This window comes from Nocardia sp. CA-136227 (genome assembly GCF_050955695.1).
Lineage (GTDB): Bacteria > Actinomycetota > Actinomycetes > Mycobacteriales > Mycobacteriaceae > Nocardia.
In genome coordinates, this window is record NZ_CP192081.1 from 469,421 (window position 1) to 482,731 (window position 13,311).

General features: G+C 70.5%; 9 protein-coding genes. 5 read left to right on the forward strand and 4 right to left on the reverse strand.

All coding sequences use genetic code 11. From position 1 onward, the window contains the following. Nucleotides 1-230: 230 nt before the first annotated feature. Nucleotides 231-1,118, forward strand: a complete 888-nt coding sequence (locus ACQP06_RS02170) for a LysR family transcriptional regulator (protein WP_357275660.1) — start codon at nucleotides 231-233, stop codon at nucleotides 1,116-1,118. A 183-nt stretch (nucleotides 1,119-1,301) separates the two neighbouring features. On the opposite strand, the gene ACQP06_RS02175 is transcribed toward ACQP06_RS02170, so the two are convergent. Then, nucleotides 1,302-2,639, reverse strand: a complete 1,338-nt coding sequence (locus tag ACQP06_RS02175) for an amidase (protein ID WP_433673216.1) — start codon at nucleotides 2,637-2,639, stop codon at nucleotides 1,302-1,304. Nucleotides 2,640-2,967: 328 nt separating this feature from the next. Between ACQP06_RS02175 and ACQP06_RS02180 the strand changes: the two genes are divergently transcribed. The 3 genes from ACQP06_RS02180 to ACQP06_RS02190 are packed head-to-tail and all read left to right on the forward strand — an operon-like array spanning nucleotide 2,968 to nucleotide 8,499. After that, nucleotides 2,968-5,541, forward strand: a complete 2,574-nt coding sequence (locus ACQP06_RS02180; protein ID WP_433670088.1) for a serine/threonine-protein kinase — start codon at nucleotides 2,968-2,970, stop codon at nucleotides 5,539-5,541. Continuing rightward, the gene (locus ACQP06_RS02185) at nucleotides 5,538-7,793 is read left to right on the forward strand and encodes a protein kinase domain-containing protein (RefSeq protein ID WP_433670090.1); all 2,256 of its coding nucleotides are present in this window, start codon (nucleotides 5,538-5,540) and stop codon (nucleotides 7,791-7,793) included. The genes ACQP06_RS02180 and ACQP06_RS02185 overlap by 4 nt, the downstream gene beginning before the upstream one ends. 19 nt (nucleotides 7,794-7,812) lie before the next feature. After that, nucleotides 7,813-8,499 (forward strand): nucleoside/nucleotide kinase family protein, encoded by a 687-nt coding sequence (locus ACQP06_RS02190; protein WP_433670092.1) that lies wholly within the window; start codon nucleotides 7,813-7,815, stop codon nucleotides 8,497-8,499. A gap of 4 nt (nucleotides 8,500-8,503) precedes the next feature. Here the strand turns inward: ACQP06_RS02190 and ACQP06_RS02195 are convergent, their stop codons facing one another. From ACQP06_RS02195 to ACQP06_RS02205, 3 genes are read right to left on the reverse strand one after another with little or no spacing between them, the layout of a single operon-like run. Beyond that, complete coding sequence (locus ACQP06_RS02195) at nucleotides 8,504-9,397, reverse strand: PfkB family carbohydrate kinase (protein ID WP_433670094.1); 894 nt, start codon at nucleotides 9,395-9,397, stop codon at nucleotides 8,504-8,506. Between the two features lie 20 nt (nucleotides 9,398-9,417). Then, nucleotides 9,418-10,248: an SDR family oxidoreductase gene (locus tag ACQP06_RS02200; RefSeq protein WP_357087520.1), complete on the reverse strand. Its 831-nt coding sequence runs from the start codon at nucleotides 10,246-10,248 to the stop codon at nucleotides 9,418-9,420. Beyond that, on the reverse strand, nucleotides 10,248-11,882 hold the full coding sequence (locus ACQP06_RS02205) for an aldehyde dehydrogenase family protein (RefSeq protein ID WP_433670096.1): 1,635 nt from the start codon (nucleotides 11,880-11,882) through the stop codon (nucleotides 10,248-10,250). The genes ACQP06_RS02200 and ACQP06_RS02205 overlap by 1 nt, the downstream gene beginning before the upstream one ends. A 156-nt stretch (nucleotides 11,883-12,038) precedes the next feature. On the opposite strand from ACQP06_RS02205, the gene ACQP06_RS02210 reads away from it, so the two are divergent. Then, entirely contained in the window at nucleotides 12,039-13,304 is a 1,266-nt protein-coding gene (locus tag ACQP06_RS02210; RefSeq protein WP_357087514.1) for a PucR family transcriptional regulator, read from the forward strand. Nucleotides 13,305-13,311 lie beyond the last annotated feature (7 nt).

The following is a 13,311-nucleotide window of genomic DNA, read 5'->3' on the forward strand; positions in this document are numbered from 1 at the left end:
CGGATCGCGAACCGATCAAGATCACGAATCGATGCTGGTCAAGCGTCCGTTCCGAGGTGCTTGGGGGAGTGCTGGCAAATGGCCAGGAATTCGCGAGTCCGGTTAACGGAATGTTGAACTGGCGTCATATGCTGTCCGTAACAAACCTGACGGCTGTTTTCTGATCCTGTTGCAAACTTTTGGGTCGGATACGGCTGGAAAATCAAGACCGATTCTGATAGCAAGGGGCTATGGACCCGCATTTGCGCGACCTGCGGTATTTCGTCGCCGTCGCTGAGGAACTTCATTTCACCAACGCGGCGCAACGCCTGCACATCGCTCAACCCACCCTGTCACGACAGATCCGGCAGTTGGAACGCCAGCTGGACGTCGTGCTGTTCGACCGCAACCAGCGCAGCGTGGCCCTGACCGTCGCCGGCAAGGAACTGCTCGAAGGCGCCCGGAAGATCCTCGAACTCTGGGAAGTCACCAATGTCGCCCTGCAGGAGGCCGGTGAGGTGCTGCGCGTCGGCATCCAGTCCTCCATCGGCCGCGGCCTGATCACCGACCTGGAGAGCGCCAGCGGCCACCGGCTCGCCCTGCACTCCGCGTCCTGGACCGACCCATCCAGCGGCCTCGCCGGCCGCCAGGCGGATCTGGCGCTCATGTGGCTGCCCGTGCCCGACACCAGCCGCTACCGCTGGCAGGTGCTGCGTACCGAGCCGCGCTGGGTGCTGTTGCCCGAGAACCACGCCCTCGCCGGCCAGGAGAGCATCGACTTCGCCGACCTGATCGACGAGCCCTTCGTCGCCATGCCCGCCGAAGCCGGTGCGGCCCGCGACTTCTGGCTCGGTGCCGACTCCCGCGGCGGCCGCCAGGCCAAGATCGGCGCGGAAGCCGCCACCGCCGAGGAACGCCTCGAGGCGGTCAGCCTCGGCCTGGGCGTCTGCCTGCTGGCCGAGAACAACGTCCCCATGTACCGCTGGCCGGGCCTGACCGCCCGCCCGGTGACCGGCCTGGCCCCGTGTGAACTCGCGGTCGCCTGGCGCGCCGACGACGACCGCCCGACCATCCTCGAGTTCGCGGCCCGCGTGCTCGACGGCGGCTTCGCCGAACAGGAACCGCTCGCGGCCGTCTAGGCCCGAGGGAAGGACCGTCCGGGACGGGCGGCGGCAGTGGGTCGGAGGTTGCCGCGGTCCGTACGGGCAGTGTGGGACCGGCACAACGGGGTGCGGGATCGACACGACGACAGCGCCGCGTCACTTCGGTGACGCGGCGCTGTCCTGTGTCCGGGGACGGTCAGGAGACGGGGCCCGATCCCGTCAGGAGACGGTCCGCTGCCAAGGGTGGGCGGCCTCGATCTGGGCGGCCAGCCGCAGGATGGTGGCCTCGCTGCCGGGCGGGCCCGCGATCTGCGCCGCCACCGGGGTGCCGGAGCGCGGGTGCAGGCCCATCGGAATGGAGATGGCGGGCCAGCCGACCAGATTCCACAGCGGCGTGAACGGCGAGAACTTCACGTTGGCAAGCACATTCGCCAGCCACGGCCGCGAATGCCAGCGGCGGGCGCGCGGCGCGGGGGTGGCCAGCGTGGGCGTGATGACCACGTCGTAGCGCTCGAAGTAGTCCAGCAGGCGTGATTCCACCCGGTCGACCTGCGAGGCCCGCAGCAGACCCGACTTCAGCACCATCCGGCCCAGCGCCACGTGGGTGCGGGTGCGGCGCTGCAGCCGGTCCGGGTGCGGCACGGTCGCGGCCTCGCGGGCGGCATTGGCCAGCCAGCGCAGCAGCAGCGCGAAAGTCACGCCCTGATAGGGGAGTTCGGCCACGCCGATGATGTGCCCGGCCAGCGAGGCGGCCGCCGCGGCCTTGTCGGCGGCCGCGGTCCAGGCCAGGTCGACGTGGGTGAGCGGCGTCGGCGCCCCGGTCGCCAGGCCGATGCGCAGGGTCTGCGGGGTGTCCAGGTCGGCTAGGTCGGGGCGGTCCGCCAGCACCGACAGCATGAGCGCGGTATCGGCGACAGTCGTTGCGAGAACGCCGTTTTCGGTCATTCCGCCCCACGAGTCGATGCCTACGTCCGCGGGCACCAGGCCGCGGCCCGGCTTCATGCCGACCACGCCGGAGCAGGCCGCCGGGATGCGCACCGAGCCGAGTCCGTCGTTGCCGTGCGCTATCGGCACCATGCCGGAGCCGACCGCCGCGCCGGAGCCGCCCGACGAACCGCCCGCGGAGTAGCGGGTGTTCCAGGGGCTGCGGGTGATGCTGCCCGGACCGTCGGTGACGCCCCACAGCCCGAACTCGGGCATGTGGGTGAGCCCGACGACCACCGCGCCCGCCGCCCGCAGTCGCCGCACCACGACGTGATCGCCGGTGGCGGCCAGATCGGACCCGGACAGCGACCCGCCCCGGGTCACCTCGCCCGCGACATCGATGTTGTTCTTGACCGCGACCGGCACCCCCGCCAGCGGCAGCATGTCCAGATCGGCCCGCTCGGCGACGGCGCGCGCCTCGGCGCGGGCGGCCTCCTCACGGACCAGGGTGAAGGCGTTCAGCTTCCGATCGCGGGCGCGGATCCGGGTCAGCGCGGCCTCGACGGCGTCCTCGGGGGACAGGGCGCCGTTCTGGACCGCGGTGGCGACGCCGATCGCGGTGGTCGGATCCATCGGGGGACGGTCGGACGGGGTGTCGGAATCGGGCGTGTCGGCTCCCCCGTCTCGCGCGTTTGGTGCCACCGCTTCCTCCTCGGCGGCGTCGGCCGCGGCGATCTCCGCCGCTAATGCCGTGCCCTCGTCGTACATGCTGGTCTTCCCCCGTCGCATCGTGTCGAAATCGGGTGATCCGCTCGTGGCCCGCAAGTTATCATTCCGGCTGAAGGTCGGGGATGATGGTGTCGGGTGTGGCGGCTTCTTTGACCGAATCTCGGAATCCACGACATCCCCGGATCGACAGTGCGGATCGACGACATCCGTGCCGAGCCAGATGGGTGCGGACATGACTTCTGGTTCCGACCACCGTTCCGGCGCATACTCGGCCGGAACCGAATCGAGCGCGGTCGTCGCCTTCGCGGCGGCCTGGGACTCCGCTGCGGCCCCGCCCAGCATCGCCGCCTATCTGCCCGACGCCAGCACGCTGCGCCGGGGCGCCCTGCTGGAACTGATCCGCATCGACATGCGCCACCGCTGGCTGCGGCGCACCACCGGGGAACCGGCCACCCCGCCCAAACGACTGCGCGACTACAGCGCCGAATTCCCCGAGCTCACGCCGGCCGACCTGCCCGCCGGGCTGGTGTACGAGGAGTTCGTCATCCGCCGCCACAGCGGCGAGCGCGTGGATCCGCGCGACTGCCTGCGTGAGTACCCGGATCAGGCGGGCGAGCTGCGGCAGCTGCTCAATGCCGACGACGAGGACCAGAGCACCCGCCGCGCCGGGCCCGGCGAGTCCACCCGCGGCGATTTCGAGCTGGACGCGTCCACCCGCGGCGCCTGGCTCGACGAATCCACCCGGCTCCCGGTCGAGGCCACCACCCGCGCCGAACCGCCGGTCGACGGCGACACCACCCGGGTGCCCGACGCGAGCGAGCTGACCCAGTACGAGGACCCCTCGCAGCTGATCGGCGACCCGGCCGATCCCACCCGCGCCACCGTCGGGGTCGCCACCACGCCCGAGACCGGCGCGCTGCTCGACCGCATCGAGATCGGCCAGCGCATCGACGACTTCGACCTGCTGACCAGCCTCGGTTCCGGGGCGTTCGCCCGCGTCTTCCTGGCCCGGCAGCGGTCCCTGCAACGTCTGGTCGCGGTGAAGATCTCCGCCGATCACGGCACCGAACCGCAGACCCTGGCCCAGCTCGACCACGACTACATCGTGCGCGTCTTCGACCAGCGCCTGCTCTCGGACGTGCGCACCGAATCCGGGCGGCGGCTGCGGCTGCTGTACATGCAGTTCCTGCCCGGCGGCACCCTGCTCGGCGTGCTGCGCTGGGTGCGCGCCACCCCGCCCGCCGAACGCAGCGGGCAGCTGCTGCTGGACGCGGTGGACGCCGCCATGGAGGAGAAGGGCGAGATCCGGCCCACCGACTCCAGCGTGCGCGCCGAACTGGCCGGGCTGAGCTGGCCGGAAACCGTTGCGTGGCTGGGCCGCAGACTGGCCGAGGCGCTGGACTACGCGGACTCGCACGGGGTGCTGCACCGCGACGTGAAACCCGCGAACGTGCTGCTCACGGCCGAGGCCGTGCCGAAACTGGCCGACTTCAATATCAGTTTCAGCCGCAATCTGGACAGTTCCAGCCCGGTCGCCTACTTCGGCGGTTCGCTGTCCTACATGTCCCCGGAACAGCTGGAGGCCTGCCATCCGGGGGCCGCGACCAGTGCCGCCGACCTGGACACTCGCGCCGACATCTTCTCCCTCGGGGTCGTGCTGTGGGAGCTGCTCACCGGGGCCAAACCCTTCGACGACAGCACCGCCGGACCCGGCGACCACGGCGACCGCACCACCCTCGAGGCCATGCTCGCCCGCCGCCGCGGCGGCGTCGACCACGTGGCCCTGGACCGGGTGCCGCCGGACTGCCCGGCCGCGCTGCGCCGGGTCCTGCTCACCTGTTTGGCGCCCGAACGCGACCAACGCTGGAGCAGCGGCGCCGTGCTGGCCGGCCAGCTCGACATGTGCCTGGACGAGCGCGCCCGCGACCTGGTCGACCCGCCCCCGAACAGCTGGCGGATGCGGTTGCGGCCGTGGTTGATTCCCCTGGTCACGCTGGCCGTGGCGATCCCGAACACGCTGGCCTCGCTGTACAACATCGCGCACAACCGGGCCTTCATCATCAGCCATCTGTCCGAGTCGGCCATGCGCACCTTCGTGCTCACCACTGGCTCGGTGAACCTGGTGTTCTTCCCGCTCGGCACCGCCGTCATCGCCTACCTGTGCCGCTCGGTGATCGTGGTGCCGCGCGGACTCCGCAAGGGCCGTGAATACGACGCCGAGACACTGCGCAGAGCCCGGGCGGACGTGCTGCTCGCCGGGGAACGCATCTCCTTGGTGGTGTTCGCGCTGTGGGTGGTCGCGGGCTTCACCTTCCCGATGGTGCTGCGCATGACCGCCACCGACCTGCCGGTGCGCGGCGTCCTGCACTTCCTGGTGTCACTGGTGGTGTGCGGGGCGATCGCGGTGGCGTACCCCTTCTTCCTGGTCGCCTTCTATCTGGTGCGGTGCATCTATCCCATGTTCCTGCGGCACGGCGACATCAGCGGCGAGGACGCGGTGTGGCTGCACCGGCTGGGCCGCCGCTGCACCACCTATCTGGCGGTGGCGGCGTCGGTGCCGCTGCTCGCGGTCGCGGGCGTGACGTTCCTGCCGCCGGAGGACATTCCGAAAGTGATCGTGGCGGTCCGGGTGCTCAGCGTCGGCGGCATCGCCGCGTTCGTGCTGATCTACGCCATCTTCCGGGCCCTCGAAGCGGACCTGGCGGCGCTGGAACGCGTGGTCGCCCCGGCCCGCTCGGCGCGCCCGGCCGGCGATGGCAAGACCGCGGCGCCCGGCGCCGATGGCGACCCGGATGCCACGCCGTGAGTGAACTCTCGGCCCGAGCTCTCGCACGCTTCTCCGCCGACTGGGAATCAACGCTGCGCGGCGACCGCCAGGAACCACCGCCCCTGGCCGGGTACCTGCCCGACGGGCGCGCGGTCCGGCTCGAGGTCCTCACCGACCTGGTCCGCGTCGACATGCGGCAGCGCTGGCGGCGCGCCGGACTGGAGAAGCGGATCGCGGAGTACCGCCGGGAATTCCCGGAGATGGGAACCAGTCCGGCCTTCGCCGATCTGGTGTGCGAGGAGTACCTGGCCCGCAGCCGCTTCCGGCCGCTCGACGTGGACAGCTTCACCGCCGAATACCCCGAGGTCGCCACCGAGATCCGCCGTCGCTTCACCGGCGAGACCCCGCCGCCCCCGCCGCCGGTGCTGCCCGAGGGCATCGAGACCGGTCGTCGCCTCGACGATTTCGACCTGCTCACCGATCTCGGCGGCGCCGACTACAGCCGCATGTTCCTGGCCCGGCAGCGCTCCATGCAGCGTCTGGTCGCGGTCCGGGTGGAGGCGGGCGCGGACACCGACACCGACACCGTCGCCCAGCTCGACCACCAGTACATCGTGCGCGTCTTCGACCAGCGGCTGATCGCGGACGGCAGCACGGGGAAGCCACTGCGACTGCTGTACATGCAGTACGTGCCCGGCGGCACCGCCGAGGGCGTGCTCGCCCAGCTGCGCCGCGAAGCCCAGGCGGCGGGCAATGGCGGCAAACCCGGCGGCCGCATGATCCACCGCACCGCCCCCGCCGCGAACGGACTGCCCGACGGCGGATTGCTGCTGCGCGCCATCGATTCCGCCATGGAGGCCAAGGGCGAGAGCCGCCCGTCCGGATCGCCGGTGCGTACCGACATCGCCGCCCTGAGCTGGCCCGAAACCGTGGCCTGGGTGGGGCGACGGCTCGCCGAGGCACTCGAATACGGGGAACGGCAAGGGGTGCTGCACCACGACATCCGCCCGGCCAATGTGCTGTTCACGGCCGAAGGGGTGCCCAAACTCGCGGATTTCGCACTGGGGCCGATGTATTGGAGCACCGGGTTCATTGGTGCCAGGAGCGCGAGCGCGAATGGCGCGGGGGCCCTGCGCTATCGGTCGCCGGAAGCGCTACGGGCCCTGCTGGATTCGGCCGCGCCCTCGCCGGGCCCTGCCGGCGATATCTACTCACTCGGCGTGGTGCTGTGGGAAATGCTCACCGGCTCACTGCCGTTCGACGATCCCGAGGTCGGGACCGACGCCGTGCCGGAGATGCTGGCCCGCCGTATGGCCGGGGTGCCCGCGGCGGCCTTGGACAACCTGCCCCCGGACACCCCCGCCACCCTGCGGCGCGTGCTGCTGGAATGCCTGCGCCCCGACGCGTCCCGGCGTTGGCAGAGCGGCGGTCAGCTGGCCGGGCAGCTGGACCTGTGCCTGGACCCCGATGCCCGGGATCTGATCGACCCGCCCGCGCACAGTCTGTGGTCGCGGTTGCGGAGCTGGCCGGTGCCGATCGCGATGCTGTGCGTGGGTCTGCCGAACGCCCTGGCCAGTTGGTACAACATCCGGATCAACAAGAGCCTCATCGTGGATGAGCTGTCGGCGTCGGATCAGTACCGGTTCGAGCAGGTGGCGCTGATCAACAATCTGGCGGCCTTCCCGGTGGCGGCGCTGCTGTTGTTGTGGCTGGCGCGGCGACCGCTGACGGTCTCGTACCGGCTGCGCCGCGGCCACGAGTACACCCCGGATCAGCTGGCCCGCGCCCGCGCGGACACGCTGCTGCTGGGGGAGCGGGTGGTGTGGGTGCCGTTCGCCTTGTGGCTGATCGCCGGAATCGCGTGGCCGCTGGCGCTGGCCGGTGCGGGAGCGCGCCTGCCGCACATGGCTTTCGCGCATTTCTTCACCGCGCAGGTGGTGTGCGCGACCATCGCGCTGGCCTATCCGTTCTTCCTGATCATGGTGTATTCGGTGCGGTCGCTGTATCCGCAGTTGTTGGCGCGCGGTTCGGTGGGGCACGAGGATCGGCGGCAGCTGGCGGCGCTGGCGCGACGCAGCAATTTCTATCTGGCCGCGGCGGCGTCGGTGCCGCTGCTCGGGGTGGCGTCGGTGACGTTCGTGTCGACCGACGATCTGGGGTTGGTGATCGTGCCGCTGCGCATCCTCAGCGTGGGCGGCGTGCTGGCGTTCGTGGTGATCTACCGGTTGTCGCGAATGCTGGAAGCCGATCTGGGGGCGCTGGTTCGCGCCATTCCCGAAGGCGGGCACTGATTCCCCGTAGGCTCGTGGGGTGGCGATACGTGGCAGTGTCGAAACCTCCTTGGCGGAGTTGGCGGCGCGGGTCCGCCGGCGTGCTGAAGGTCATTCCGGTCGGTTTCTGCTGGGGATCGCGGGCCCGCCCGGGGCGGGCAAATCCACCCTCGCCCGCGGCATCCGCGACGAACTGAACCTGGCCGCCGGGACCGCCATCGCCGAAGTTGCGCCCATGGACGGCTTCCACCTCACCAACGACCGGCTGCGCGCCGCCGGAATCCTGGACCGCAAGGGCGAACCGGGGACCTTCGACGCCGAAGGCTATGCGGCGCTGCTCCGAACGCTCCGCGACGCCACCCCCGGCACCCCGGTGCCCTGGCCCACCTACGACCGCGATCTGCACGAACCGGTGCCCGGCGGCGTCGTCTTCGACCACCACACGATCGTCGTCACCGAGGGCAACTACCTGCTCCTCGACGACCGTTCCCACCCGGGCTGGGCTGCCGTCCGCCCCCAGCTCGACGAGGCCTGGTACCTGGACGTGCCGCGCCCGATCATCGAACAACGCCTGCTGCGCCGACATATTCGCGGCGGCCGCACCCCCGCGGCCGCCCGCGACAAGGTGATGAACAGCGACCTGCGCAATGCCGTCCTGGTCGAATCCACCCGCGGCCGAGCCGATCTGGTGCTCCGGAAAGCAGGTCGCGGCTACCGCATCGACTGAGCGGTCACCGCACCGGCCGAGTGTCGAAGTGCCGCATCCATTCCCGCGTGCCGACGTAGCGACAGGAAGCGCCGGCCACGACGGCTGCCTCGCGCAGCGCGGCCGGGAAGTCGGCGCCGCGTTCGTGGAAGTGGCAGAACGCGCCGTGCAGGATGTCGCCCGCCCCGAGCGTGTCGATCGCGGGTTCGGCGGGAACCCGGATCTCGCCGCGGCCGCCCGGCATCGAATAGCGGATCGGGCCGCCGCCCCCGGTTACCGCCACCAGCGCCGGGCCCACCGCGTGCAGGCGGTCGAACACCTCATCCGCCGAATCCGCCGCCACCCCAGGCGGAGTGAAGGCACTCGAGCAGATCGCGATATCCACGATCGGCAGCAGTTCGGCATGCACCGGCCGCCAGCGTCCGGCATCGAGCACCACCGGCACTCCCGCTGCCCGAGCCGCTGTCGCGAGCCGTACGGCATGGTCGGGGTAGTGACCGTCCGCCAGCAGCAGCGACGCGTCCGCGACCGTCTCGGCCGTCGAGTCGTCGAGACCCGGATGGATCCGCGAGCCGTCCAGCGACACGATGGTCCGGGTGGCCGCCGCCGTGGCGACGATGATCGAGGACACCGGCGGTTGCTGATCACCGTCCGGGGTGAGGTCCACGATGGTGACGCCGTGCTGCCGCAGATCACTCCGGATCAGTTCCGCCAGTGGGTGTTTCCCCAACGCGGTGACCAGCGCGGGGTGCGCGCCGGACAGGAACGCGTAGGTGACCGCCGCGTTGGCGGCCGGTCCGCCCGCGCCCAGGAACAGGTCGGCGGCCTGGGTCTTGGAGTCCTCGGCGGGATACCGGTCGACGGCATAGGCGAGATCCAATGTCGACAATCCGGCGAAAACCGCACTCCTGCTTCCCATGCCGCCGACCCTACGGTGAGCTAGTCGCGCACCCGATGCTCGTAGGCCTTGCGCGCGTCGCCGTCCACGTCGTCGAGGAAGGCGGTCTGCGAACCCAGCGCCCGCCCGATGGCGTCACCCACGAACTGCGGCAGCAGCCCGACGGCCTGCGCGATGATCCCCGCCACCGCGGTGACCCGTGCCTTCGCCTTGGGCGCCACGATCAGCTTGGCGATGGCGTCCGCGATCTCCTCCGGTTCGGCCGCGCGCATCAGCTTGGGCAGTGAAACCCCGGAGCCCAGTTCGGTTTTGGTGAGCGTGGGCAGCACCGAGGAGAACTCGAGCCCGGTGCCCCGGTACTCCTCGCGCAGGGTATCGGTGAAGCCGAGCACCGCGTGCTTGCTGGCGTTGTAGGTGGCCAGGCCGGGAATGTGGCTCTCGCCCGCCAACGACGCGATATTGATGACGTGCCCGCGCCCGCGCGGCAGCATACGGGCGATGCCCAGCTTGGAGCCGAGGATCACGCCGTACACATTGATGTCGAGGATGCGGCGGGTGATCTGGTCCGGCTCGTCCACCACGCGTCCGGTGGGCATGATCCCGGCATTGTTGATCAGCACGTCGATCGGGCCGAGCCGGCGTTCCACCTCGTCGAGGAAGCCCTCGAAGGACTGCTGGTCGGTGACGTCCAGCTTGTCGTAGACGTCGAAATCCCGTGCCGCGCCGGACTCCTTGACGGTGGTCTCGTCGATGTCGCCGATGGCGATCTTCGCGCCGAGCGCCTGCAGGGCGGTGGCGGTGGCCAGGCCGATGCCGCGCGCGCCGCCGGTGATCACCACGACCTTGCCGGCGATGGTTCCGAAGTCGGTCATCACAGCCCCCGCACGGTCTTGACGATGGCGGGCACGTTCAGACGCCGCAGCCCGCGGGTGCCCGCGGCTCGCATGGCGCTCATGGCGAACATCAGCTTGGGCGGCGAATACGGGAACCAGAGCGGTTCCTTGGTCATGGTGGGCAGGATCGGCTTGGTGATGGCCTGCTGGCGGCAGTACTTGCGCACGCCGTTGGGGCCGCCCCAGCGCGCGCCGGTGCCGGACAGACCCCAGCCGCCCATGGGCAGCGCGAAGCTGAACATATTGGCGAACACGTCGTTGATATTGACCGCGCCCGCGTTCAGCTGGCGCGCAACGCGTTCGGCGCGATCGTTGTCGCCCGACCACACCGACGCGGACAGGCCGTAGATCGAATCATTGGCCAGCCGAATGGCTTCCGCCTCGTTGGCGACCTTCATGACCGGCAATGTGGGACCGAAGGTCTCCTCGGTCATGCAGGTCATGGTGTGGTCCACGTCGGCGAGCACGGTCGGCTCGAACAGGGTGCCGACGCCGGTCCGCTTGCCGCCGGTGGTGATTCGCGCACCCGCCTTGACGGCTTCCTCGACGTGCCGCTGCACGATCTGCGCCTGGTTCTCGTTGGCCAGCGCGCCCATGTCGTACTGCGGCTTGCGGCCGTCCACGCCCTGGCGGACCTCCTTGACCGCGGCGGTCAGCTTCGCCAGGAACTCGTCGTAGACAGCGGCTTCCACGTACACGCGCTCCACCGAGATGCACACCTGCCCGGCGTTGAACAGCCCGCCGAAGGCGATGCCGTGCGCCGCCCGGTCCAGGTCGGCGTCGGCCAGCACGATGGCCGGGTCCTTGCCGCCGAGCTCCAGGCTGAACGGGATCATCCGCTCGGTGCAGGCCGCGGCGATCTTGCGGCCGGTGGCGGTGGAACCGGTGAACTGGATGTAGTCGGCGTTGCCGACCACGGCCGCGCCGGTCTCGCCCGCGCCGGTGACGACCTCGAACACCGGGGGCGCGCCGATCTCACGCCAGCCGCGCGCCAGTTCGACGGCCGAGAGCGGGGTCACCTCGGAGGGCTTGAGGATGACCGCCGCGCCGGCGGCCAGCGCCGGGATCACGTCGATGACCGGCATGGCCAGCGGGAAGTTCCACGGGGTGATCACGCCGACCACCGGGTACGGGCGGAAGACGGTGGTCAGCTGCTTGACCCGGGCCAGCGGGCTGTGCGGCGAAGGGTGTTCGTCGGCCAGGAATTTCGCGGCGCGGCGGGCGTAGTAGCCGGTGAGGTCGACCGAGAAGGCCGGGTCGATGAGCGAGTCCACGCGGGCCTTGCCGGTCTCGGACTGCAGCACGTCGGCCAGGTGGTCGGTATTGTCGACCAGCCAGTCCTGGAGCTTGAGCAGCCATTCCTTGCGGCCGTCGGGGCCCAGGGCCTCCCAGGCGGGCTGGTGCGCGCGCAGTTCGTGGACCTTGGCCGCGACGGTGTCGGCCGAGTCGATCGGGACCGTCCCGGCGAGCGCCCCGGTCGCGGGGTTGCGGACCTCGAGCTCGGTGGCCGGTTTCGGGGCCTCGGGCTGCGGGGCGGCCTTGGTCGCGGTCCCGGCTGCCTTGCGGGTCCCGGTCTTGCGAGCGGTGCCCGCGGCGGGTTCGGTATTGGTCACGATGTGCCTCTCCCCATGCGCTTCGTTGCGATGGCGAGCTGTGTGCCAGCTCACCGGACTATGATCGTGACACAATTTCGCGAGCCCATGCTTGGCCAATCGGGTCAATAGTTCCGGTCGGTTTTGTGCTCGGAGTACAAACCCGGGAGGTGCCCCGTGACGACGACGCTGAACAGCGCCGAGATCCGGCAATGGATCGCCGATTTCGTCGCCGAGACCCTGCCCGCCGAAACCCTCGAACAGGTCGTCACCCGCCTCGACAACGCGATCATCGCCCGCATCCCCGAACTGCGTGACCGCGATATGCGCCGCGACCTCGCCGCCAGTAGCCGTGCCCACGCCGTCGCCGTGCTCAGCGGCCTCACCCAGGACCGCTTCGACTACCCGGTCCCCGAGGAAGCCCACGCCTTCGCCCGCACCGTCGCCCGCCGCGGCTACGACGTGCGCCTGCTGCTGCGCGTGTACCACCTCGGCCAGGAAGCCTGCATCGACTACATGACCGAGGTGCTCGAACAGCGGCAGCTGCCGCGCGATATCGAAAGATCGCTGCTGCTACGGCTTTTCGACCGCACCACGCGCTGGGTCAGCACCTCGGTCGAAACCCTCACCGACACCTACATGGCCGAACGCGAACGTGGTCTGCGTGCCGCCCTCACCCAGCGCGCCGAGATCGTGCGCAGCCTGCTCGACGGCGCCGACGTGGACACCGAGAGCGCGTCCGCCCGGCTCGGATACCGGCTCGGCCAGCGGCATCTGGCGCTCGTGGTGTGGACCGACGAGGATGCCGCGCCGTTGCCGTCCGACGGCAGTGGCGAGGCGGTGGGCCGGCTCGACCGGATCGTGGCCCGATTCGCGGGCACGCTCGGCAACGGCAGCCTGCTCACCGTGCCCTCCGGCGCGACCGCGCTGTGGGCCTGGATCGGCGTCGACGGCGACGGAGTGTCCGGCCCGGCGATTCCCGGGCCGGACGATCCGGTGTGGTCGGTGGACGCGCCCGTGCGCGTCGCGGTCGGCGTGCCCGCCGCGCACACCGCCGGATTCCGGGCCAGCCACCGCGAGGCGGTCGCGGCCCGGCAGGTCGCCGAACGGGCCCGGCCGGGTACGCCGCGGGTGCTGCACTACTCGGAGGTGGAGGTCGCCTACCTGGCGGGAACCGACGAGGCCGCGATGCGATCGCTCATCGAACGAGAACTGGGCGCACTCGCCGCGCCCGACCCGCAGTCGGCGCGATTGCGCGAAACCTTGCATGCCTATCTCCGAGCCCGGCGCAGCCCCGACGCGGCCGCGAAAACGCTCGGCGTGCACAAGAACACGGTGCGATACCGCATTCAGCGCATAGAAGAACTACTCGGTCACTCACTCGACCAGCGCGGACCTCGGCTGGAGATCGCGCTCGACTGCGTGGCGGTGTACGGCGTGTGATTCGGCG